Below are 22,807 nucleotides of genomic sequence, written 5' to 3'. Positions count from 1 at the left end.
AGTTGAGACAATGCAAATATTAGTTGAGATATTACAATGAGACAGAGCTTTTCCATAGCAGGACGTGACATCAAACCGGGTGAATCAGCATACATTGAAATGCCCACCGTTGCGCTGTATACCGACACCGAAATGTCGATGCCGGTATACGTGAAACACGGTAAAAAAGATGGCCCGGTATTGTTCGTTAGCGCTGCGATTCATGGTGATGAGTTAAATGGTACTGAGATTATTAGTCGCCTAATTCAAGGTAAACAACTTAGAGGAATGAAGGGAACGCTCATAGCAGTCCCCATTGTAAATGTTTATGGCGTCATTTCACAAAGCCGCTATCTACCTGACAGAAGAGATTTAAACAGAAGCTTCCCCGGCTCGACTAAAGGGTCGTTAGCAGGAAGAATTGCAAACCAGTTTCTGAAAGAGATCGTTTCAAAATCGGACTACGGGATTGATTTACATACAGGTGCGATTCATCGCTCAAATCTGCCACAGATACGAGCAAATTTAGATGATGAAAGAACAAATGAACTTGCAAAAGCCTTTGGCGTGCCTGTTGTACTTAATGCCGATATAAGGGATGGATCGTTGAGAGAATCTGCTGGAGAACTGGGCGTACCAGTACTTTTATATGAAGCAGGTGAAGCATTGCGATTTGATGAATTATCTATTCGTGCGGGTGTAAGAGGCATCGTTAACGTTATGCGTTCATTAGATATGCTTACCAAACGACGAAGCAAGCTTAAATATGAACCTTTTATTGCTAGGCAGTCAGGATGGGTAAGGTCAACTGACAGTGGCTTTATCCGTTATAAAAGAACGCTTGGTGAGCTCGTGGAGAAAGGCGATGCGCTGGCAGATATTCAAGACCCGTTTGGTCGAGTATTAGACACCATCACGAGTCATGCTAAGGGTATTATTATTGGTAAACAGAACATCCCATTAGCACAGGAGGGTGAAGCATTATTTCATATTGCTTATTTTTCCAAGCCAAACGAAGTGGCTGAAAATCTAGAGCTAATGAATGACAATTTGGTCAGTGAATCCGAGGTATTGTTAAATGAGCCATGATAACTTTTCAAAGAATGGAAACCTAAGTGAGGAGCAAACAATTGTGGGAAGTTCCTTCGCGAAATACCTTGATGGAAAGATCTTACTGGGTGCAGTCGAGTACGCTGACCTACCTGGACTACATTTATTCAACGTTCAGGTAAGAGTTGACACCGGCGCTAACAACTCATCTTTGCACGTCGAAAATATTGAGTATGAAGAGAGGGATAATGAAACTTGGGTCAGTTTTGATTTACCAAAGGATGTCTTTCCTGACCGAAGGGCGAGTAGACGGTCAGCAAAACTCGTCGACAAAAGGCTTGTTAAAACCAATAATGAGGCTAAAGAGAAGCGTTGCTTGATTGAAGCGAGTGTCTGCATTGGGAAAAGTCATTGGACGATACCCATCACCTTAACTGACCGCTCTAATATGCGATATCCTATGTTGCTGGGTCGCACCGCAATGGCAGGACGAGCGCTTGTGGACCCCGAGTCGGAGTATATCCAGAGTGAAGATAGAATGAGCGTAAACTATGAATAGCTTATGCTCGTAGACAGACAATAAGTATGAAGTTGAAGCAAAGTATTCTTGAGGTAAAAAATGTTTGATGAGCTTTTGGCCTGGTTTTCAATGTACAAAGTAAATGTGTTGCTAACGTTGGTTATCATCATTATCTACGGCTTTTTTAAATACGTACTACGACCACGAATCATCGCACATGCAGAGCACGGAAATCTAAAAGACAAATCGAAAGAAACCGCGCTCGCTGCAGTAAATGTGTTGCTGTTAATCGGAACAGTGGTAGTCACTCTATTTGTATGGGGTTTTGACTTCAAAGGACTCCTGACATTGTCTGCCAGTATTCTGGCGGTCACTGGTGTGGCGTTATTCGCCGGGTGGTCGGTACTAAGTAACATCACCTCATTTTTTATTCTTTTAGTGCAAAAGTCATTCAGGCGTGGCAACTTCGTCAGAGTGATTGATGGCGATAATTACGTCGAGGGGTATATTTCTGAAATTAACTTATTCAGCACTAAACTAATCAGTGAAGCGCGTGAAGTTATTATATATCCAAACAACTTACTTCTAACCAGACCAATGCTCGTCAATCCTAGAGATCGTTTAAAAGGGATTGGTAAATTGCAGTCTGAAGAGTACAAAGAAGACAAACAGTCTTAATTTAGAATAACCCGAGTTGCCTAGTTATTCAAACAATTACTTAGCGGGATACGAAGCGGGCAATACGACGACCAGTTGATCTATCGAAAGCGCTTAAGAAGAAAACTCAGAGATTACACCTCGAATATACCCCCTCATGCCCAAGCCGCCAAAAAAGCTGACGAGTGGCTAGTCAGCGAAGGCAAGGCGCCACGTTATGAAAATGGCGGCTGGGTCTCTTATTGTTATACCGTGAATGGGCCTGAGCCTATAGAACACCTTGTATCACCACTTGATTATGACCTGTATCTCGCCAGACAAATCGCACCTATTGTCGATGGTGTAGTCAGCTTCTTAGGCACCTCATATAACGAGATTACTAGTGACCAATTGAGCTTGTTGTAGCTGCCCAACCTTTAGGTTGAGCCTTCCACAAGTGCAACCCAGCGTCAATATTTTAAAACCTAGGGTCAAGGGATTAACGCTCCTTATCTGTACAATTCTCCTGCAGAATTTAAAAACCAATAACAATCTAATAGCTACGTTTACAAAGGAATAATAATGAACGATAGAAAGATTCCACTCGCACTTGAACATGTTTATCGCTGGGAAAAGGAAAAGGCCCAGGACATTTACCTCACGCAACCTCTTGGCAATGGACAAGTTAAAACCTATACCTGGCAACAAGCCGTATCTGAAGCCAGAAAGATGGCGAACTATTTGAAGACTCTTAATTTACCAGCCAAGAGCCACATAGCATTACTGTCAAAAAACTGCGCTCAGTGGGTCATGGCGGATTGGGCAATCTGGATGGCAGGACACGTTACCGTTCCGCTCTACCCAACCCTAAACGCCGATACCGTCAGCTATATACTTGAGCATTCCGAAGCACAAGTCCTATTCGCTGGTAAGCTTGATGATTGGGACGATATGAAAGACGGTATTCCAGAAAGCTTACCCTGTATTTCCTTTGACTTAAGCCCGGAAGAAGTGCAGCAAAAGTATACTAGCTGGGATCAGATTGTCGCAAAGAATGAAGCCTTAAGTGAAAATACAGCTCGCGAAGCAGATGAAATCGCCACGATTGTTTATACCTCTGGTAGCACCGGGAACCCCAAAGGCGTGATGCTATCTTTCCATAGCATGGCCTATGCTGCACAAGGCGCGATAGCCTCATTAAAAGTGACTGATCAAGACAGAATGCTTTCTTACCTTCCTTTGGCACACGTGATGGAGCGTTTTGTAGTCGAAATGGCCTCTATATCTGTTGGCTTTCAATTATTTTTCGCCGACAAACTCGATACCTTTGTCGCTGACTTGAACCGAGCAAACCCTACCTTGTTCCTGGCGGTTCCTCGAATTTGGACAATATTCCAGACAGGTGTCTTTGCCAAGATGCCAAAACAAAAGCTCGATCGTTTGATGAAGATTCCTTTACTGTCAGGCTATATGAAAAAACGCGTATTGAAGACGCTTGGTCTGCAGGATGTACGCTATGCTGCGAGTGGCTCTGCACCACTAAGTCAAGATACGATTGCCTGGTACCAAAAGCTTGGTCTTGAACTCCTCGAAGGCTACGGCATGTCTGAAAACTTTGGTTATTCTCATATGTCCCAGCCAGGCAGAAGTTGCCTTGGTTACGTAGGTGAACCTTTACCTGGTGTTGATTGTCGAATCAGTGAGCAAGGTGAAATTCAAATCAAGAGCCCTACCCTGATGATGGGTTACTACAAGGATGAGGCGAAAACCAAGGCTGAGTTCACTGAAGATGGCTATTTGAAAACCGGGGATCGTGGTGAAATTGATGAACTTAAACGCCTTAAGATTACCGGACGAACCAAAGAAATATTTAAAACCAGTAAAGGTAAATACGTTGCGCCAGCGCCAATAGAGAATAAGATTATTGGCCATCAAGACATTGAGATGGTTTGTGTATCGGGCGCTGAGTACCCACAACCTCACGCATTGGTAGTATTAGCCGAATCATCGGCCAAAAAAACAAGCTGTGATGACTTTAAAGCAGAGCTTGCCTCTAGCTTTCAATCTTTAATCAAGGACGTAAACTCTACACTTGACCCTCATGAGCATATCAAGTTCGTGACGATTGTCAGTGATGAGTGGAGCATCGCCAGCGGGCACCTAACACCGACGATGAAGATGAAGCGAGATGTTATTGAGTCGAGTTACAAGCCTCATTTGGATGATTGGTATGAAGCACGCCAAGCGGTTGTTTGGCATTAGGGTGCACTATCGTCATCCCGGTGTGCTCTTCAGCCGGGATCCATGATACCTAGCACGGCGCATCAAGCAAAATGGATTCCCGCTTAACACACTGCGGGAATGACGCGTCTTTAAGACTACGGGAATGGCGCGTTTTTAAGACTGCAGGATTTCAGCAACTTGACCATCCGTGAAATCCCTATCACCGTTCCGAAAAGAATATATCACCGTATTCAGCTTCGGCATTCGACCCGGAGTCATCGGCATCAGTCATAATCGCAATCGCCTCAACTTCGTCATAGGATTTGCCGAGCCAGGCTTTCAGATCTTCCTGAATATTTCGTTTTTCTATATGCCACTGCCCTGCGCCGTCGCTATTATTTCGTAAGGGTATCATCAGAGTGTTGTCAGGCGCATAAGCATTGGGCCAACTTGCTGGCGCATCTTCCCGGCTCGACCAGACATAATTCAAGGCCTTGGTTTGCCAGAAAAACCAGCCATCAGAAACGACTACATAGATTCTCGCAGCATAGTCATCGCCTTGCTTCGTTTCTTCAGGCAAACTCGCTAAGGGTTTATTGACCTTCCAGCGCCAATTTAAAAAGGGAGTCTTCTGTATATTCACTTTCATTTTCTTGAACATACCCGAAGCAGAAGCTTGACTAATTGCATGCAAAACCTTCAGTTTGGGATTATCACTTTCGTCTTTCAAACGATAAGAGGTTTCATCATTGAATTCGACCGACTCCCATTCCTCCAGCCCCCATTCAGAAAACTTTCCAATTGAGACAGTATTCTCTCCCTCAGCATATGCATTAAACCCGAATAAGACGAAGATAAAATAGCTAGAGTATAAAAAGACTTTGTTCATAAATGGTTTCTTCTGCAACATAAGTTCTTAAAAGAATATTAGGGTCGCAACCTGCCCCTAATATTCTCTTAAGAACACCATGGCAGCAAAAAGTTCAAAAAACAATGGTTGACTAAACCCGATACTGTATTAATATACAGTTAAATTGATAATCGCTTGATGGAGAAGAGTCATGCCAGTCATTGCAATGTGGAAATGTGATCGGGACGGTGCCATGTTTGAAAACAAAAAAGATGCAGACGCTCACGACAAAATGCTAGAGCTTGGTGAGCAATTTACGACCTTAATTGAAAGCCAAATAGCGGGTGTAGATGAAGCTCAAGCAGAATCCTTTGGCCTCTTACTTGCCAAGCATAAGGAGCTGATTATTCAAGCATGTAAGGGCAAACCAGAAGTTCTAGAGGAATTGAGCAATCCTCAGAATGTGACTGACATTAATGAGGCCAGCGGCTCGTAGCGCCCTAGGCCTCCTTGCCACGACTAGCGGTGCGCAGTGCGCACCCTATAAGGCCCCACACTCCCTCACCACCATAACAGGGTGGTTCGTGTACACCAAATTACGGCGAACCCACTGACCTGTCATTTGCGAAATCGTGCCTAAGCCTGTTCTTCCTTAACCTTTTTCACTAAACTCTCTCCCTCGTTTCTGTACGTCTGCTCTAGCGAGCATTAATTGGTGTACGTTATTTGATTTAAAGAGAGGTTTTATAATGCGATTGGTTTCTTGGAATGTTAACGGTATTCGAGCGGTGATGAAGAAAGACTTTCTCTCCTCTCTCGAATCTATGGAAACAGATGTTCTATGCTTGCAAGAAACCAAAGCCCAGGATGATCAGGTGATGGAAGCACTTAAAGATCTTGAGGGCTATCATATCTACTGTAACTCTGCCGAGAAGAAAGGCTACTCAGGCACAGCTATTCTGACCAAACACGCACCTATTTCTGTCCAATACGATATGGGAATTGAAGAGCACGATCAGGAAGGTCGAGTGATTGCTGCTGAGTATGACGGCTTTTACTTGGTTACTGTCTACACCCCAAACTCTGGTAGTGAGCTTAAACGTTTGCCTTATCGTCAAGAGTGGGACAAAGACTTCAATGATTATTTAAAGAAACTCGAAGAAAGCAAGCCAGTTATCTTATGTGGCGACCTGAATGTTGCGCACAAAGACATCGACCTGGCCCGTCCCAAGCCCAACTACAATAAAAGTGCTGGCTACACGCAGGCAGAAATTGACGGTTTAGACCGCTACGTTGCGTCTGGTTTTATAGACACTTACCGAGAACTAAACCCTGAAACCGTCAAATATAGTTGGTGGAGCTATCGAGCCGGCGCCCGTGCGAAGAACGTAGGCTGGAGGATTGATTACTTCCTCGCCTCCCAAAGCTTGCGCGACAACATCAAAGCCGCCGATATTCTCAACGATATTATGGGTTCTGACCATTGCCCTGTTCAGATCGATCTAGCGCTTTAGACGTAAGATCCCACGAATACCAACTTCGTCACGTTGATTTATCCTTGGTCAACGTGACAAGCACTCAACTTGCCCTATACTTTTAAAGATCAACTGGAAATTACGACCTTTTCAGTCCAACTCTTTCGCCATTAGTTCAAGGTTTGTTAGTGCTCTCATCCATGTGCCCCCAGATTAGGGATTTGATAAAGCGTTCTTTTAGCTGCTGCTTGCTTATTATTGCACTCATGTCAGTGACCTGCGCTCATGCTGATAATTTATCGATAACAGACCAAACCCGCTTCATTACGCCTAACCAGAGTATTACACCCACAACAATTTACACACCAGGTAAAAGCCAAGGCATTCCGATAGGCTCAAAAATGCTCTACTTAGAGGATGAGGAGCATCGCCATAGTATTAATACAATTCTAAATAAAACACACGCATGGAAGCACATACAACGAGCCTCCCCAAACTTTGGCTTCACCAACTCAGCTTTTTGGTTTAAGTTTAGAATTGATAACCCAAGCAACAAGCCCAGCGATGTTTACCTAGAGCTAGCCATTCCTTTTCTGGATAAGGTAGAACTATATCAAGTAAATAAAGGGCAAGTTGTTGCTCAGCATGTAGTCGGTGACACCTATCCCTTTGAGCAAAGACCAATAAGCCATCAAAACTTTGTTTTACCGTATACACTGAACAAAGGAAGCAATGAGTTCGTCATGCGAATCGCTTCCGCGGGAACTATCGAAGCACCATTAATACTCTGGGACACCGAGAGTCATGCCAAATTTTCTTCTGACGACCACCTGATGCAAGGTATCTGGGCAGGCGTCATCGGCATCATGGTCATCTATAATTTATTGCTATTTTTCTCTATCAGGGAAATGAGCTATTTCTACTATGTTCTTTTCGTTTTCAGTTACTTGCTCTTTCAAATAAGCCTAAAGGGTTATGGCTTTGCCTATCTATGGCCAGAGGCTCTAGAATGGAATAGCTACGCGATATCCGTTTTTATCGGCGGTTGTAATATTACCGTTTTAGTGCTGATTATTGAGTTTTTAAAGCTCAAAGAAACCAACCCAAAAGCTTATCGCATTGCACAAGCTTTAGCAGTCGTGTCCAGCATCTCATTTGTGCTGACCTTTATCATTTCATATAGCATTACGATACGTCTAAACAGCGCTCTTGCTTTAATCAATTGCACCATGTCAATGCTACTCGGGTATATCGCTTTGTTCCGGGGACATTCTGATGCTCGCTACTACTGCCTCGCCTGGACCACAACTTTCTTGGGGATTGGTACATTAGGCGCGGTTAAATTCGGGCTCGTGACGGCCAATTTCTTTACCAATAATGCAGGGCAAATTGGTGTTCTATTTTTGGTATCCCTGCTTTCTCTTGCTCTAGCCAACCGAATAAACCGTGAAAAAGAAATGCGCATTCTCGCCCAGGAATCTGTACTTTCAAGTGAAAAGAGGCTACGAGAGTCGCAAGAGCAATTATTGGAAACACAAACCACTATCAATGCCCAGCTAGAGTCCAAAGTCCGTGAGCGGACTCAATCCATGCAACGAGCGCTCACCGAGCTTGAGCAAGCAAATAATCGCCTGGAGTTAGCCTCTACAACCGACTCCTTGACCACTCTATTCAATCGCCGGCACTTTGAATCACGCCTGCATATCGAGCTAAAAAGAGCTGAACGGCACCGCCGCGAGTTGTCTGTCATATTATGCGATTTAGATCGTTTCAAATCGATCAATGATAACTATGGGCATAAAACTGGAGACGAATGCCTCCGCCATGCCGCAGTAATTCTAAAAAACACTATCACACGTTCAGGCGATATCATCGCGCGCTACGGAGGTGAAGAATTTATTATTTTGCTTGTTGATACCTCATTGAATGAAGCTGAGCATGTTGCCAACACCCTATGCCAAGAATTTTCAAACTCTGCCTTCGAATCAAACGGCAATATTATCGAGTTTACTGCAAGTTTTGGTGTATCCAGCTTATCTCAAAAGTCCCCCAAGACTGCTGACGAGCTCGTCACGCGTGCCGATATTGCAATGTATGAAGCTAAGAATAACGGCAGAAATCAGGTAAAGCTCTGGAACAATCCGGGCGCCCCTACCACACCAGAATAAGTACGACCCAAGAACCAAGTTTATGGAAACCTCCCCGCAAAGCCAGTCTCTTTTTAATTACTATAACTTTTATCGAGTCGTTGTCAGTATTCTGCTATTTGGAATATCAATATCGCAACACAGCGTGGTACAAGAATTTCGCTCACCTCTAATATTTGAGGCGCTTACGCCAATTTATTTAGGGCTGAACCTCTTTTGGCTACTCGCATTTCGCTTTCTCATCGACGCTCACCCCAAGCAAATTTTTATTACATTACTTCTCGATATACTGCTCTTGCATGCCTTGTTCTATTTTGCCTCGGGTATCTCTGGTGGTTTGGCTAACCTGATCATTATCAGTGTCGCCGCAGGTAATATCATTATTCGAGGACGGATAGGACTTTCATTCGCTGCCTGGGCCACACTGCTTACTATTTTAATTGAGGGTGAGCGCTTCCTTAACGGCTTCAATTCACTTTCCGATGTCCCGCGGACAGGTCTGATTGGCTGCATGTACTTTGCGAGTGCCTATATACTCCAATATTTGTCGATCAAGATTTCGGAAAATGAATCTTTACTTAAACAACAAGAGCAAGATTTAAGAAAGCTGGAAAAGCTTAACCACCAGATTATCCAGAGCATGAGAACAGGTATTATCGTCTGTAGTGAGCAAGGCGAGGTTAAATTAATCAACCATGCCTGCCTGGATTTAGTCAGCCTGGCGGAAAAGCAGCCCTTACCTTCCTTGATTGCTGATAGGCTAACATTATGGAAAGAAGCACCCGGCGTACGTACAACTCCCTTTCGAGTCAGCCAGGAAAAACCTTTGGTTCAGGCAAATTTCTCTCGCTTACAAAATGAAGCAGAGTCTGACATCCTGGTTTTTTTAGATGATACTCGCAAGACTGCGCAACAAGCTCAACATATGAAACTGGCCTCTCTCGGTCGCTTAACCGCAAGTATAGCGCATGAAGTTAGAAACCCATTAGGAGCAATTAGCCACGCAACACAACTCCTGGCTGAGTCTGAAAACCTTGACCCGGCAGACCATAAGATGACGGATATCATCCAGCGTCACTCAAAGCGTGTAAATCAGATCATTGAAAACACTCTGCAACTTAGTCGTCGAACAGAGCCAGAAGTTGAAGACATCACCTTGGCCAACTGGATTGATAAAATCGTCGGCGAATATAAAGGGCACCTGCACTCATCAGACAGAATTAATATTATACTTGCAGACAAAGACGCAACAGCACGCTTTGACCCAAGCCAAATGGAGCAAGTGTTTATCAACCTGATCGACAATGGGCTTAGGCATGGCTTAAAGTCAGATTGCAGCGCACAGTTATTTATATTGCTATCCAAAACCACAAAGGATGGCCAAGCCTATATCGAAGTAATCGATCAGGGTGAAGGAGTCTCTGAAGAGAACTCCCATCATTTATTTGAACCATTCTTCACCACTGAATCTCAGGGCACAGGACTTGGTTTGTATTTATCACGAGAAATCTGCGAAGCAAACCAAGCTCATCTGGACTATATCAACCCGGCCAGTACCGAATTTCATCAGCATTGGAAGTTTGATAACCATCGACTAGACAATAAGGCTTATCAGGCTCTTAAAGACCTTAAGCTTGGTGCGTGCTTTCGAATTGTATTTGCTCACCACAAGCGAATTGTTTAACAATAGGCTTATTCTTCTTAATGCTTTCTAAGCGACAGACAAGACTCAATATATGACCAAGCAACGCGCCTTAATTATCGACGATGAACCTGATATTCGAGAGCTGTTAGAAATCACACTCATGCGTATGGGGATAGACACCTGTAGCAGTGCGACAATCATGGACGCCAAGGCCTACCTAAGTGAACAAAGCTTTGACCTTTGTCTCACCGATATGAATTTGCCTGATGGCAACGGCATTGATCTCGTGTCGTTCATACAAAAAAATCATCCCGATATGCCCGTTGCCATGATTACCGCGTACGGCAACGTCGAAACAGCCATCAGTGCCCTTAAGGCTGGTGCTTTTGATTTTATTTCAAAGCCTGTTGACCTTAATCAGCTACGAGGGCTGGTGACCAGCGCATTAGAGTTATCAAAACGTAAGGCAAACGAAAGTCCCTCTAGCACTCAACCCGAGCACATAAAAGGCAAAACAAAAGCCATTCAGAAGCTCAACAAACAGATCGATAAACTGGCACGTAGCCAAGCTCCAATTTATATTTCTGGTGAGTCAGGTAGCGGTAAAGAGCTGGTCGCTAAAATGATTCATCAAAACAGCCCTCGCGCTAGTACCGGCCGCTTTGTCCCGGTCAACTGTGGGGCTATTCCTAGTGAGCTGGTAGAGAGTGAATTCTTTGGCCACAAAAAAGGTAGCTTTAGTGGAGCAATCGAAGATAAATCCGGGCTATTTCGGGCAGCTGACGGCGGCACTCTATTTTTAGATGAAGTCGCCGACCTACCTCTTGAAATGCAGGTGAAGCTCTTACGTGCAATTCAGGAAAAGCGAATCCGGCCTGTTGGTGAACAGGAAGAGGTTCAAGTTAACGTCCGAATTCTTAGCGCCACCCATAAAGACCTGGCCAAACTCGTTGAAGATGGCAGCTTCAGGCAAGATTTGTTTTATCGAATTAATGTCATCAAACTCGATGTACCCTCGCTCAGGGAACGCAAAGAAGACGTTTCCTTACTCGCAGACTATTTCCTGGAAAAGATAGCCCGGGACTGTGGCGTCACAGACGCAAAGCTCTCCAATGCAGCACTTGAGAGCCTGTCAGAGTATAGCTTTCCAGGAAATGTACGAGAACTGGAAAATATCATCGAAAGAGCATTCACACTGTGTGAAGACAATATCATTGAACTTGGAGATCTGGACTTAAGCGCCGATTCAGCCGAAACGGGGCCAGATATCCAAAGCCCTTCTAATACTCAAGCGCCACCACAAACGACACACCGGATAGCGCAAGTACTGGGTAGCCGGGAACAAAACTCTGGCGCAGCTAAAGCAGGGATATCAGCGAGGCCTCCAGAACAGTCACTGGAAGACTATTTGGAAGAAATCGAACGGTATGAAATTGAACAAGCCCTAGCCGCCACAAAATGGAACCGGACGGCGGCTGCAAAAATGCTGGGAATTAGTTTTAGAGCCCTGCGCTATCGGCTGAAGAAGCTTGAGCTAGATTAGCTTCAAACTCTTATCAAAGGGTTATACGGTTCACTCGGTATAGGCGTCGATTCACCACTAACAATAGCGCTGAGTAAGGCAACCGAAGCGGGTGCGAGCACCAAGCCATTGCGATAGTGGCCGGCATTGATATAAAGGTTGTCAAACTCCTTCATTTGGCCAATATAGGGAATGCCATCTGGTGAGCCTGGGCGTAGACCCGACCAATGCGCACTGATAGGGCAGGAGGCCAAGCCCGGGAAGAGGTCTATCGCCATATCTGCCAATTCCTCTTTTGCTTGTTCCGTTGTGCGCTTATCAAAGCCGACGTCTTCCAGAGTGCTACCTGCCAGTACCTTTCCGTCTCTACGTGGAATCACATACTTACCATTGTTCATCACAACCCGGTTGACCAGGCCAATAGGCGCATCAAAAATTAGCATTTGCCCTTTAACCGGCTTAACCTCAATACCATCACTTTTCGCGACACTGCGACTCCAGGCGCCACTACAAATGACGACGGCATCAGCTCTATGCTCATCACCATTATGCAGCTTAACGCCATCGAGTTTGTCTTTATTCGTCAGAAACGATGAGACTTCAGCGCCCTCATGAATAGTTACTAAGGGGTTACGCTGCAAAGAGGTATACAAAGCCTGCAGTAAACGAGGGTTACGGATACTGGAAACTTGAGACATCCACAAACCATCTTTAACACCTTCACGCAAAGCAGGCTCAAGCTCATAGATTTTCTCAGCATCTACTGTTTCCATCCATTTATGATGCTCTTCAGACCACTTAAGTGCGGCTTCCCTATCCTCGACCTGAAGCATTAACAAGCCATGGCGAGTCAATTCCGGGTCAATATCACTCTCGGCCTCTAAAGACTGTGCGAGATTCGGGTAGTAGGACTGAGACCAGCTTGCCAAAGCCGTGACTGGCTCAGAGTAACGCCAAGGGTATAAGGGAGATACGATTCCACCTCCGGCCCAACTGGCCTCAGTACCGCAAGCACTTTTATCAAGCAGCACGACTTCAATGCCCTTTAACGCCAATTCTCTGGCTTGCATCATACCGATTGCACCGGCGCCAACGATGATTACTTTCAAGTTTCTCATTTCCTTTAGCAAGATGTTTTCGACTTGCATTTTATATCAATCGCCAAGAGAATACTCTTTCCAAGGGATGATCTTTATCAAGGAGTGATGAAAATGCCCCCTTCTGTTATGCACCGATGCAATAAGTACCATCAAGAACAAAAATCCAGGCAAAGTGGAATTACACTTGTCGAGCTACTCACCTGTTTGGCCATTGTTTCTATCTTGACCTTTGTCGTTATTCCTTCCTTCAATGACATTTTCCAAAATGCCCGTTCGGACAGCAATATCAACCACTTGAGCCAATTCATTCGACATGCAAAAAGAGAAGCGCTCGCCAGACAAACACGCATTACCTTATGCCCATCCTCTTCAGGCCTACAGTGCGAACAAGGTTGGCAAGCTGGCGCAATGATATTCATTGACGAAGACAAGGACCAGAAACGTGATGAGAGTGAACTATTACTCCAGCTCAAAACCCCTTTTATCCCTTCTGGAACAATAAGCTTTAACAACCCGACAAACAGAGTTGTTTTTTCCCGCCTTGGTTTTCCCCTTGGTAGTGCCGGAAGTTACATCTATTGCCCAGAAAACAATGACGAGAAATATGCGCGTGCCCTAATCATTAATTTCCAGGGTCGCTTAAGAATAGGGCGCGACAGTAACAGCGATGATATTGTTGAAGCGAGCGGAGGAAAGAATGTTAGCTGTGGTTAATTCCATTGCCCTTCTCTACGGCCATCAGAATATAACTCCAACCTCTCATCCGAACGAGTTTCAATGATCGGCTCAGCGACCAATGCATAACAAGCCCCTTCGTCACAATCACTTAGGCCAGAGTCAATGTAGAGATTGAAGTAGCCGTGATCCGATTCTAACTCGTCTTCATCATATGAAAGCAATTCCGATAAGCTTTGCGGGTAGCGCTGAAAGCTCATTGCATAACGCTCCAATTCAGTCTGCAAACGCAATAAAGAGGCCTTCCCCTCAGTCAAGCGGCTCCGCTGTTGGTAGGACTCGTATGAAGGTAAGGCCAGTGAAAATAGAATGGAAACAATTGCCAAACTTACAAGCAACTCTATTAATGTAAAGGCTCTAGAACGATTCATCGTTGCCACCATGATAAGCGCCTTATACCTTCGGCTAACTCAACGCCCAAGAGTTTAGACTCCTCTCCATAAAGGCTTTTGTTCTCGATAGCGAGAAGAGATAACAAGGCTGAATCAGATATCAGGTGGTCTATACGCTGCCTCGGGAAGCCTTCTTCATCAAGCAACAAATTTCCGGCTAATACTCGTGTCTGTTTTTTGTCCGCCAAGATATCGGTAATTTCTTCCCCGCTAAAAGCATGATATAGCTTCAAGGTATTCAAACCGGATTCTGAGCAATCATTGCAGTCTCGACGAAACGCGTTCAAGACAATTATCTCTCCCAAGTCGACTATTGCCGAGGTAAATACTTCGTTCTTGGGAAGAGTGCGAACCCATCCTCTATTTTTAACCCCGCTTGAGCTTAACTGAAATTCACTTACTCTCTGCCTGGAAAAGTCATCTATCAGACCATAAACTGAGGAGCCAGCCGAAAAGAATAACCAAACCTTTCCCTCAGAACCTCTTTTGAGTAAAGGTTTGTGAGAAATTGCACCTCTGCCTGCAAATAGTTTAGCTAGCTGAGGGGTCATATAGCGTTCTCGATGAGAGGAATACTTACCCGCTCTTGAAGAGGTGGCTGTATCCAGGGATCTAGTAAAGGTAAGAGAATACAAGCTGCCACTTTCCTGAACTCTAGATGCCTCAATCGTTCCGAAATACAAGAGATCAGTTAGGCCGTCTTGATCAATATCTGCTGCCGAAATCCCAGCTATATGACCACTCTTTACCTCAGGTCGAAATTGACGAAGCCAGACTTCTTTATCTAATGTCATTGTCTGCAAGTCATAAAAAAATAAGCCGGGCCGCAGTGTTCCTTGCCCTGCCCCAAAAGCCAAATACCAAAGAGGATCCCCACCAAAAGCATCGGGAAGAGTCAGGGCGGTAGGCTTGCTTGTACACGGCCCCATTGAAGTGTGTTTAAATTCAGCCAATAAAGAAGGTGTTTGTGCAGGGTCCGTAATATCGAATAATAGACACCTATTACTATGCTCACGACTCTGGCTACTATTGGTTCCCATACCCACCAGCAACAAAGTCCCCCAAGCTTGTGGATGTGCCTTTGAACGTTCATCAAATATTTTTGCATCAAAGGTATAGTAAGTGACATCAAGTAAGCTAGATCCACTTGCTTTCAGAGACTCAGATTCAGACTTAGTCAGATATTCAAGCTTGAGAGTTTGGTCCTCGTGTATATAAGCCCATAACTCCCCTGCGGATGTCTGCCCTCCCTCGGCATTATCTTTATCAATGGCATGCAGTTCACCCTCCCCTGAAATGACATAGGCCATCGTTCTACGAGTCTGATACTGCGTTTTAAATTTTTTATAGCCAAGCGGGTCAATCGACGAAAAGGCGCGTGCGGGCTCGGAAACAACAATAGCGGGGCTCAACACCGCAACAGTCGATATCGGTTCACTTGCATAACACGCCATACTAGAAAGCAAGGAAAAACTAAACAAACACAAAACAAATGCAATCTTCATCCTTTTTTTCATCACGACACCTCGAAACGAAAGTCGCCAACAAGATGAACAGGGCCTTGGTTCTGACCAATTCCTGGCTTGCTAATACAGTGCAGCTGTAGGTATAAATAGCGCTGATCTGCGCTCCTTTGCACGATATGCTGACTATAAGAGTCGTACTGAAGCAAGTTATTCCCGGAATATTCCGGACGCAATCTGCTCTGAGTGATATAAACGTCTATCTCCATCTGTGAACTTGAAAACGATAAAATTCGCGTCAACGATTCATTATCTTCTTCGGCAATTACTTCGAGGTTCAGCAAGTCATCGATTAACTTGAAGCCTTCTGAGTATGACTTTTTGAGCTCAACATGACTATCTCGTCTAGAATCAATAAAGCTTTTTATTTGCTTCGCAGCTTGAAGCTGAAACTGATTTAGTTCATGACTGCTTTGTTGAAACGCCACTCTGGAAGACTGAGATTTAAAGCTTAGGTAACTGCTTTGCATCATCGTTGTTGAGAGTATTGTGAGGATCGCCAGCAACATTAATGACAAGACTAATGTAGCTCCGTATTGTTGCATGGCTCTTATTGGATAGGTCTTTGATTTTAGGTGCATATTGCCTCCTTGCTCATCACCGCTGTTATTAACTAAGTATTCTTCAAACTAAATTCTGACTGAAACTTTTTGAATTTATACCTCCGTTCATGCTCTTCTGGCTCGAACTCAAAACCTGTACCCAGTTTGAATTCTCTTTCCGGATTCTCATTCGAACTTGCCGATAGCTTGCTTTTGAATAAAGCGAAAACACGTACCGACAATACATCATTCCAGCTGAAAACGTTATCGGCAGTAAGATAGCGCTCCACCTTGCCATCACCACTTAGATCGAGCCCATATTCAAATTGCATTTGCGCCACACCATTAACCAAGCGCTGTTTGATAAAGCGGTTGCCGATCAGGGTATAACGACTTAAGCCGATACCTGAGACATCACAAAGCTCTTCATCTTTGCAATACTCCAGATAGTACATATCGATACTCAACAAGCTATTAACAACAAAAGCTGAGGGTGGCACTTGTTGCCGCGCTTTAGCCATATCTTTGCCCTGGAAAACAATCCCCCCTGTTTCAGGGCTTCCTCGAACAATAAAGCGTTTTTTATAGTACTTATTACCTAACTTTTCTTCAGGAACCGGGTCATTCACCGATGCGCGACGAACAAGTAGTACATCGCTATGAGGTACATAATCTTTGCTCAAGCAATCACTGGGTAATGCAGGAATATCATTTGCATTTTCTCGCCCGTCAAAGCCTTGCAAGCCTTGTTCAATATTGAGCACCCAAGCACTGTTGCAGTTGCCCGGAAAAGCACTAAGTTGCTTCGTTATCAGCGTTAATTCTCGGGAATCAACTCCACCCCAGAATCCAGCCATATTGATAGAGTCCTGCAAGACGGAAAAGCTCAATTGGGCACTATCCAGCATTTCATTTGCTCCAGTAACCCGGCTTGAAGCATCACGCGCAATTTTGAATACTTCAAATAAAGCCAGACTCAAAATTGAGCTCAGCGCCAAAGCGATCAACAACTCTATCAAGCTAAGACCTTTATGATATTCCAACTGATTGAGATGCCCCTTCATAGGCTTACACTCGACACTAGCTGAGATCTCCGATTACCCTGCTGCCGGGCGTGGTCTTCACTGGAATTCCAGCTCAAGGTCACTCGATAGTTTGAAGCACTAGATTCGATTAGCGCCAAACCTGAAGGTAAGCTTTCAGACACTTGTTGAGTCCAAAATTCAGCCCCCTGAGTTGAACCGCTTGCTTGAAGCTGATTTGAAATAGCACTCGCCAACAAACTAGCGCTAAAGTACTGCTGAGCATCGAGTGCCATCCTCATGCTGGTAATTTGCATTGAGGCGAGTCCTAAAATTCCGACACTAAAAATAAGCAAGCTGATGAGAAGTTCAATCAGAGAAAAACCTGACTGAGCAGCCTTTAAAGAAGCTATATTTGGCGCACGCGAGCACGTACTTAACTTACATGAAGTCTTTAACATCAGCATCATATCCTTTGATCGCTGGTTAATTGTGAGAAAGCGCTTATCCTTTGCGCTTGACTTATATGCTAACCAATTCGATTCTGGCTAGCAAATAATAAACTCTAAATATTTTCTGCGGGTATTCTTAGAGCTTTCGGCATGCTGAAAACGATATTTTCTTCACGGCCATCAGCCTCTTCAACTTCTTTAGCCCCCAACTCTACCAAACGATCGACAACTTTCTGCACGAGAACTTCGGGTGCAGACGCACCAGCCGTAACGGAAATTGCGTTTGCCGACTGCAACCATTCCGGTTGAATCTGTGAGTGATCATCAATCAAATAAGCAGGCGTTCCCATACGTTCAGCCAGCTCACGTAAGCGATTAGAGTTTGAACTGTTAGGTGAACCAACAACCAGCATCAAGTCAGTTGAGTCTGCCAAGCCCTTTACAGCATCCTGCCGGTTTTGAGTGGCATAGCAAATATCATCTTTACGCGGCCCCTGAATATTGGGGAACTTTCTACGCAAGGCATCAATCACTTTCGCGGCATCATCGACAGATAGCGTTGTTTGCGTGACATAAGCCAAAGCATCCGGCTTTTCTACAACTAAGCTTTCCACATCCTGTTCATCTTCCACTAAATAAATTTTGCCACCTGAAGAAGAGTCATACTGCCCCATCGTTCCTTCAACTTCAGGGTGTCCTTCGTGACCAATCAACACACATTCCATACCATCGCGACTGTATTTGGTCACCTCGATATGGACTTTAGTTACCAGTGGACAGGTCGCGTCGAAGACATTCAAATCACGCTCTTTTGCTTCGGCTTGAACCGCCTTGGATACGCCATGAGCACTGAAGATAACCAAGGAATCATCCGGTACTTCTTCCAGCTCATCGACAAAAATGGCACCACGTTGCTTTAAGTCATCGACCACAAAGCGGTTATGGACCACTTCGTGGCGCACATAGACGGGGGCACCAAAGACTTCGAGTGCACGATTAACAATCTCAATAGCACGATCAACACCCGCGCAAAAGCCACGAGGGTTCGCCAGTTTAATCTTCATTTACAAGGCCTCAACCGAGACAACTTGAACCTTAAACGACAAGGTCTGGCCCGCTAAAGGGTGGTTAAAATCAATGGTCACTTCATTTTCATCAAAGGCTTTAACCACGCCAGGCAACTCAGACTGGTTTGCGTCGGCAAAGGAGATCATTAAGCCTTCAGCTAATTCCATATCTTCCGGGAAGTCTGCTCGCTTCATGACTTGCTGATTGTTTGGGTTAGGCATGCCAAAAGCTTTCTCTGGTGGAACCTGCCATTCTCCTTCTTCGCCTTCACTCATCCCGTCTAAGAAGGATAAAAAACCATCGGGTAATTGACCATCACCATACTCAAAGCGTGCTGGGTTCTTATCAAAGGTAGAATCGATCACTGCGCCATCTTCCATACTTAACGAGAAGTGCAATGTAACCAGAGTATTTTCACCGACAACTAAAGACAAATTTTGTACCACTCAAATAACAAGGTGAGAGCCTGTGCTCTCACAAATACAAGGGACTATAAACCATCCTCAGAGTCTGGTTTATTGCCACGAAAAACATCTATGACCATCATTGCAGCACCAATAGAAATCGCCGTATCAGCGATATTAAAGGCAGGGAAATGATAGTTATTCCAATAGAAATGAAGAAAGTCGACAACATAACCTAAGGTCATACGGTCATATAAATTCCCTATCGCACCGCCTAATATCAAGGCGACCGAGCAGGCAACCCAAGGCTCTTCTCGTAAACCTCTTAGCCAGACAACTAACGCGGCACTGACACCGGTTGCCAAGATGACAAAGAACCAACGCTGCCAGCCTGACTCCGTTGCCAGAAAGCTAAACGCTGCACCGGTATTATGTAATAAGGTAAAGTTAAAAAAGCCATCAATCACCGGTACAGGTACCGCATACTCAAGATTCGTACTGGCATAAAATTTAGTGAGCAGGTCGACAACAATAATGACGGTGCTCAGTGATAGCCAGCGCAGCATATGGGCAAACAAGCTCACCTGCGCTGAATCATTCGCTGTATTGGTCATGTTTGCTTGGCTCATGCGAACTGTCGCTGTTCGCCAGCGCCATCAACATTATCAATACAACGGCCACATAAATCTTTATGCGTTTCATGCTGACCGACATCTTCACGGTGATGCCAGCAACGCTCACACTTCTGGTGTTCAGATGCTTTAACATTGATCAGTAAGCCTTCCATTTCGCTTGGTAGCGCACCTTCAGCAGCCGATAGTTCGCCAACTGTCGCCTCAGAGGTGATCAAGACAAAACGTAGCTCATCGCCCAAGGACTTAAGCACTTCGTACAAACCGCCTTCACAATACAAGCTCACTTCTGTTCCAAGAGAACCTTTGATCTTGCCCGCATTACGCTCTTCTTCGATACGCTTATTCACAGCCGTTTTCGCTTCTAGCACCGTTGCCCAGAACTCAGAACCTTGCTGGCTATCTGCATCCATCGCAAACAAACCTTCGTACCAGGAACAAAGCATTACGCTTGATGCACGTTCTTCACCCTTAGGCTTAGGCATAACCGCCCAGATTTCGTCTGCAGTAAAGCTTAGAACTGGCGCAATCCAGCGAGTCATCGCTTCAAGAATATGGTACATCGCTGTTTGGCATGAACGACGAGCTAGACTATCTGCCTGAGTGGTGTACTGTCGATCTTTGATGATATCCAGATAGAAACCACCTAAATCAACGCCGCAGAAGTGAACAATTTTCTGTGAAACACTAAGAAAACTATACTCGTCATAAGCTTCTTGCAATTCAGTTTGAAGCTCTAAGGCTTTATCAACCGCCCAACGATCTAGTGACATCATCTCTTCAGGCGCTACCAAGTCCTTCTCTGGCTCAAAACCATTGATATTAGACAACAGGAAGCGCGCAGTATTTCGAATACGACGATAAGATTCGGCAGCTCGCTTGAGGATCTCGTCAGAAACCGTCATTTCACCACTATAGTCTGTTGCCGCTACCCAGAAACGCAAGATATCAGCCCCTAGCTTGTTCATCACTTCTTGTGGCGAAACAACGTTACCCAAAGACTTGGACATCTTCTTGCCTTCACCATCAACGGTGAAGCCGTGTGTTAACACCTGCTTATAAGGTGCTGCATTATTAATCGCGATACCCGTCTTCAAAGAGGACTGGAACCAACCACGGTGTTGATCCGAGCCTTCCAAGTATAAATCGGCAGGGTACTGACCTAGCTCTTCGCGCTGCTTTAATACCGCGGCATGCGTCACGCCCGAGTCAAACCAAACATCTAAAGTGTCGGTTACTTTTGTGTAATTCTCAGCGTCATCACCTAATAATTCGCTCGCATCCAATTCGAACCAGGCATCAATACCCTTCTGTTCAATTTTCTCAGCTACTTTAGCGATCAAATTTTGTGTATCAGGATGAAGCTCTTGTGTCTCGTTATGAACAAACAAAGTAATCGGAACACCCCAAGTACGCTGGCGAGAGATACACCAATCAGGGCTTTGCTCCAACATTGCTTCGATACGATTCTGACCCCATTCAGGTACCCACTGAACACCTTTCACCGCTTCCAATGCAGCTTCTTTCAAACCGTTCTGGGTCATACTGACAAACCATTGCGGCGTCGCACGATAAATCAGCGGAGTCTTGGTTCTCCAACAATGCGGATAGCTATGTGTGAAGACCTTTTTCTTAAGCAGTGCGCCTTGGCTCTCTAGCTCTTCTAAAATCGCTGCATCAACCTTATAAACATGCTGGCCAGCAAACTTGTCGACATCAGAACGGAAAGTGCCACCGCCATCAACATAGTTGAGCGTGCCTAAACCGTACTTCTTACCTACATTGAAATCGTCTACACCATGATCGGGTGCTGTATGAACCGCACCGGTACCCGCGTCGGTAGTGACGTGGTCACCCAAAATAACGGGAACCTGACGATCTCGATAGAAAGGATGAATCAACGCTTGTTTCTCAAGCGCCTGGCCAATACAACGGCCTAAGACTTCAAAAGACTCCAAACCATAGCGCTCAGCATTATCATCAACTAAAGCATCAGCCATGATAAGTAGCTCAGTGCCATTACCCGCGTCAGCCTTAACCAAGGCATATTCTAATTCAGCGTTTAAAGATACCGCTTGGTTAGAAGGTAATGTCCATGGCGTGGTCGTCCAGATCACAACAGACATAGGCACATCTTGCGCATCAACAGAGAAAGCCTCGTAAACAGCAGTCTGGTCGGCGACATTAAAACGAACATCGATCGCTGTTGACTGCTTATCCTGATATTCAACTTCTGCTTCAGCTAATGCAGAACCACCGACAACACTCCAGTAAACCGGCTTAAAGCCTTTCTGCAAGTGGCCGTTTTCAATAATTTGTCCCAAGGCTCTGACAATATCGGCTTCAAACTTAAAGTCCATGGTTAGGTAAGGCTTATCCCAGTCACCCAGAACACCTAGACGAATAAAGTCTTCTTTCTGGCCTGCAACCTGCTTAGCCGCGTAGTCACGACAGGCCTGACGAAACTCAGGGTAGTCTATTTTTACGCCGGCCTTGCCTTTTTTCTTTTCGACATTGTGTTCAATCGGTAAGCCGTGGCAGTCCCAACCCGGAATGTAAGGTGCGTCATAACCACTGATTGTTTTCGCTTTGACAATAATATCTTTAAGAATCTTGTTAACCGCGTGACCAATATGAATACTACCGTTTGCATACGGAGGGCCATCATGAAGAATAAACTTCTCTGCTCCCGCCCGGGCGGTTCTGATTTGTTGATACAAATCCATATCCTGCCACTGCTTTAACATGCCAGGCTCTCGCTGAGCCAGATTGCCACGCATTGGAAACTTGGTTTCGGGAAGGTTTAAAGTATGCTTGTAATCACTCATATTATTGTCACATCAGGTTGTCAATATTGTCCTTAGATCACTAAGGCACTCAATAATTTTTT

The 22,807-nt window shown here is 44.9% G+C and carries 22 protein-coding genes and 1 pseudogene; 11 read left to right on the top strand and 12 right to left on the bottom strand.

What is annotated here, in order from left to right; translation table 11 throughout:
• Positions 1-36: 36 nt before the first annotated feature.
• From A3729_RS00495 to A3729_RS00475, 5 genes are all read left to right on the top strand, one after another.
• On the top strand, positions 37-1,068 hold the full coding sequence (locus A3729_RS00495; RefSeq protein WP_068508839.1) for a succinylglutamate desuccinylase/aspartoacylase family protein: 1,032 nt from the start codon (positions 37-39) through the stop codon (positions 1,066-1,068).
• Positions 1,058-1,588, top strand: a complete 531-nt coding sequence (locus A3729_RS00490; RefSeq protein WP_082880487.1) for a RimK/LysX family protein — start codon at positions 1,058-1,060, stop codon at positions 1,586-1,588. The genes A3729_RS00495 and A3729_RS00490 overlap by 11 nt, the downstream gene beginning before the upstream one ends.
• A gap of 60 nt (positions 1,589-1,648) precedes the next feature.
• Positions 1,649-2,227: a mechanosensitive ion channel domain-containing protein gene (locus A3729_RS00485; protein ID WP_068508841.1), complete on the top strand. Its 579-nt coding sequence runs from the start codon at positions 1,649-1,651 to the stop codon at positions 2,225-2,227.
• 75 nt (positions 2,228-2,302) lie between these two features.
• On the top strand, positions 2,303-2,611 hold the full coding sequence (locus tag A3729_RS00480) for a hypothetical protein (RefSeq protein WP_068508842.1): 309 nt from the start codon (positions 2,303-2,305) through the stop codon (positions 2,609-2,611).
• Between the two features lie 156 nt (positions 2,612-2,767).
• Positions 2,768-4,447 carry an AMP-binding protein gene (locus A3729_RS00475; protein WP_068508844.1) on the top strand — a complete coding sequence of 560 codons (1,680 nt, stop codon included), beginning with the start codon at positions 2,768-2,770 and terminating at the stop codon, positions 4,445-4,447.
• Positions 4,448-4,628: 181 nt separating this feature from the next.
• Here the strand turns inward: A3729_RS00475 and A3729_RS00470 are convergent, their stop codons facing one another.
• Positions 4,629-5,297: a DUF3047 domain-containing protein gene (locus A3729_RS00470; RefSeq protein ID WP_197469663.1), complete on the bottom strand. Its 669-nt coding sequence runs from the start codon at positions 5,295-5,297 to the stop codon at positions 4,629-4,631.
• A gap of 172 nt (positions 5,298-5,469) precedes the next feature.
• Here A3729_RS00470 and A3729_RS00465 point away from each other — a divergent pair, with 172 nt between their 5' ends.
• The 5 genes from A3729_RS00465 to A3729_RS00445 all read left to right on the top strand — a co-directional run bounded on the left by A3729_RS00465 (position 5,470) and on the right by A3729_RS00445 (position 12,068).
• Positions 5,470-5,754 (top strand): YebG family protein, encoded by a 285-nt coding sequence (locus tag A3729_RS00465; RefSeq protein WP_068508847.1) that lies wholly within the window; start codon positions 5,470-5,472, stop codon positions 5,752-5,754.
• Between the two features lie 253 nt (positions 5,755-6,007).
• Entirely contained in the window at positions 6,008-6,772 is a 765-nt protein-coding gene (locus A3729_RS00460) for an exodeoxyribonuclease III (RefSeq protein WP_068508849.1), read from the top strand.
• Between the two features lie 182 nt (positions 6,773-6,954).
• A complete protein-coding gene (locus A3729_RS00455; RefSeq protein ID WP_197469783.1) occupies positions 6,955-8,901 on the top strand; it encodes a diguanylate cyclase in 1,947 nt (648 codons plus the stop codon).
• Between the two features lie 22 nt (positions 8,902-8,923).
• Positions 8,924-10,564, top strand: coding sequence for a PAS domain-containing sensor histidine kinase (locus A3729_RS00450; RefSeq protein ID WP_068512252.1), 1,641 nt, complete (start codon positions 8,924-8,926; stop codon positions 10,562-10,564).
• Between the two features lie 52 nt (positions 10,565-10,616).
• Entirely contained in the window at positions 10,617-12,068 is a 1,452-nt protein-coding gene (locus tag A3729_RS00445; protein ID WP_068632946.1) for a sigma-54 dependent transcriptional regulator, read from the top strand.
• A gap of 2 nt (positions 12,069-12,070) precedes the next feature.
• Here A3729_RS00445 and thiO read toward each other — a convergent pair whose 3' ends face one another.
• On the bottom strand, positions 12,071-13,195 hold the full coding sequence (gene thiO, locus A3729_RS00440; protein WP_231872179.1) for a glycine oxidase ThiO: 1,125 nt from the start codon (positions 13,193-13,195) through the stop codon (positions 12,071-12,073).
• A gap of 63 nt (positions 13,196-13,258) precedes the next feature.
• On the opposite strand from thiO, the gene A3729_RS00435 reads away from it, so the two are divergent.
• Positions 13,259-13,861, top strand: a complete 603-nt coding sequence (locus A3729_RS00435; protein WP_068511756.1) for a GspH/FimT family pseudopilin — start codon at positions 13,259-13,261, stop codon at positions 13,859-13,861.
• Here the strand turns inward: A3729_RS00435 and A3729_RS00430 are convergent.
• The 10 genes and pseudogenes from A3729_RS00430 to ileS all read right to left on the bottom strand — a co-directional run bounded on the left by A3729_RS00430 (position 13,858) and on the right by ileS (position 22,745).
• Positions 13,858-14,253, bottom strand: a complete 396-nt coding sequence (locus tag A3729_RS00430; RefSeq protein ID WP_197469610.1) for a type IV pilin protein — start codon at positions 14,251-14,253, stop codon at positions 13,858-13,860. The two genes, A3729_RS00435 and A3729_RS00430, sit on opposite strands and share 4 nt — an antisense overlap.
• Positions 14,250-15,791 (bottom strand): hypothetical protein, encoded by a 1,542-nt coding sequence (locus tag A3729_RS00425; RefSeq protein WP_068632943.1) that lies wholly within the window; start codon positions 15,789-15,791, stop codon positions 14,250-14,252. The genes A3729_RS00430 and A3729_RS00425 overlap by 4 nt, the downstream gene beginning before the upstream one ends.
• Positions 15,791-16,378: a PilX N-terminal domain-containing pilus assembly protein gene (locus A3729_RS00420; protein WP_068567561.1), complete on the bottom strand. Its 588-nt coding sequence runs from the start codon at positions 16,376-16,378 to the stop codon at positions 15,791-15,793. The genes A3729_RS00425 and A3729_RS00420 overlap by 1 nt, the downstream gene beginning before the upstream one ends.
• A gap of 32 nt (positions 16,379-16,410) precedes the next feature.
• A complete protein-coding gene (locus A3729_RS00415; protein WP_068554084.1) occupies positions 16,411-17,403 on the bottom strand; it encodes a PilW family protein in 993 nt (330 codons plus the stop codon).
• Positions 17,400-17,678 carry a hypothetical protein gene (locus tag A3729_RS00410; protein WP_231872180.1) on the bottom strand — a complete coding sequence of 93 codons (279 nt, stop codon included), beginning with the start codon at positions 17,676-17,678 and terminating at the stop codon, positions 17,400-17,402. Before A3729_RS00410 ends, A3729_RS00415 begins: the two co-directional genes overlap by 4 nt.
• A gap of 12 nt (positions 17,679-17,690) precedes the next feature.
• Positions 17,691-17,822: pseudogene (locus A3729_RS34405) on the bottom strand (prepilin-type N-terminal cleavage/methylation domain-containing protein); the annotation flags it as partial.
• 104 nt (positions 17,823-17,926) lie between these two features.
• Complete coding sequence (ispH, locus tag A3729_RS00405) at positions 17,927-18,877, bottom strand: 4-hydroxy-3-methylbut-2-enyl diphosphate reductase (protein WP_068512267.1); 951 nt, start codon at positions 18,875-18,877, stop codon at positions 17,927-17,929.
• On the bottom strand, positions 18,878-19,315 hold the full coding sequence (locus tag A3729_RS00400; RefSeq protein ID WP_197470190.1) for a peptidylprolyl isomerase: 438 nt from the start codon (positions 19,313-19,315) through the stop codon (positions 18,878-18,880).
• 56 nt (positions 19,316-19,371) lie between these two features.
• Positions 19,372-19,899, bottom strand: coding sequence for a signal peptidase II (gene lspA / locus A3729_RS00395; protein WP_068553665.1), 528 nt, complete (start codon positions 19,897-19,899; stop codon positions 19,372-19,374).
• An 11-nt stretch (positions 19,900-19,910) separates the two neighbouring features.
• The gene (gene ileS, locus A3729_RS00390; protein ID WP_068553664.1) at positions 19,911-22,745 is read right to left on the bottom strand and encodes an isoleucine--tRNA ligase; all 2,835 of its coding nucleotides are present in this window, start codon (positions 22,743-22,745) and stop codon (positions 19,911-19,913) included.
• Positions 22,746-22,807 lie beyond the last annotated feature (62 nt).

The sequence above is a fragment of the Oleiphilus sp. HI0043 genome, assembly GCF_001634935.1.
This window is presented reverse-complemented; position numbering and strand designations above follow the sequence as displayed.

What these genes read in the sequence shown, in the direction of transcription:
- A3729_RS00495 (WP_068508839.1), top strand. Translation starts at nt 37, where the DNA reads ATGAGACAGAGCTTTTCCATAGCAGGACGTGACATCAAACCGGGTGAA.
- A3729_RS00490 (WP_082880487.1), top strand. Translation starts at nt 1,058, where the DNA reads ATGAGCCATGATAACTTTTCAAAGAATGGAAACCTAAGTGAGGAGCAA.
- A3729_RS00485 (WP_068508841.1), top strand. Translation starts at nt 1,649, where the DNA reads ATGTTTGATGAGCTTTTGGCCTGGTTTTCAATGTACAAAGTAAATGTG.
- A3729_RS00475 (WP_068508844.1), top strand. Translation starts at nt 2,768, where the DNA reads ATGAACGATAGAAAGATTCCACTCGCACTTGAACATGTTTATCGCTGG.
- A3729_RS00470 (WP_197469663.1), bottom strand. Translation starts at nt 5,297, where the DNA reads ATGAACAAAGTCTTTTTATACTCTAGCTATTTTATCTTCGTCTTATTC.
- A3729_RS00465 (WP_068508847.1), top strand. Translation starts at nt 5,470, where the DNA reads ATGCCAGTCATTGCAATGTGGAAATGTGATCGGGACGGTGCCATGTTT.
- A3729_RS00460 (WP_068508849.1), top strand. Translation starts at nt 6,008, where the DNA reads ATGCGATTGGTTTCTTGGAATGTTAACGGTATTCGAGCGGTGATGAAG.
- A3729_RS00450 (WP_068512252.1), top strand. Translation starts at nt 8,924, where the DNA reads ATGGAAACCTCCCCGCAAAGCCAGTCTCTTTTTAATTACTATAACTTT.
- A3729_RS00445 (WP_068632946.1), top strand. Translation starts at nt 10,617, where the DNA reads ATGACCAAGCAACGCGCCTTAATTATCGACGATGAACCTGATATTCGA.
- thiO (WP_231872179.1), bottom strand. Translation starts at nt 13,195, where the DNA reads ATGCAAGTCGAAAACATCTTGCTAAAGGAAATGAGAAACTTGAAAGTA.
- A3729_RS00435 (WP_068511756.1), top strand. Translation starts at nt 13,259, where the DNA reads ATGCCCCCTTCTGTTATGCACCGATGCAATAAGTACCATCAAGAACAA.
- A3729_RS00430 (WP_197469610.1), bottom strand. Translation starts at nt 14,253, where the DNA reads ATGAATCGTTCTAGAGCCTTTACATTAATAGAGTTGCTTGTAAGTTTG.
- A3729_RS00425 (WP_068632943.1), bottom strand. Translation starts at nt 15,791, where the DNA reads ATGAAAAAAAGGATGAAGATTGCATTTGTTTTGTGTTTGTTTAGTTTT.
- A3729_RS00420 (WP_068567561.1), bottom strand. Translation starts at nt 16,378, where the DNA reads ATGCACCTAAAATCAAAGACCTATCCAATAAGAGCCATGCAACAATAC.
- A3729_RS00415 (WP_068554084.1), bottom strand. Translation starts at nt 17,403, where the DNA reads ATGAAGGGGCATCTCAATCAGTTGGAATATCATAAAGGTCTTAGCTTG.
- A3729_RS00410 (WP_231872180.1), bottom strand. Translation starts at nt 17,678, where the DNA reads ATGCAAATTACCAGCATGAGGATGGCACTCGATGCTCAGCAGTACTTT.
- ispH (WP_068512267.1), bottom strand. Translation starts at nt 18,877, where the DNA reads ATGAAGATTAAACTGGCGAACCCTCGTGGCTTTTGCGCGGGTGTTGAT.
- lspA (WP_068553665.1), bottom strand. Translation starts at nt 19,899, where the DNA reads ATGACCAATACAGCGAATGATTCAGCGCAGGTGAGCTTGTTTGCCCAT.
- ileS (WP_068553664.1), bottom strand. Translation starts at nt 22,745, where the DNA reads ATGAGTGATTACAAGCATACTTTAAACCTTCCCGAAACCAAGTTTCCA.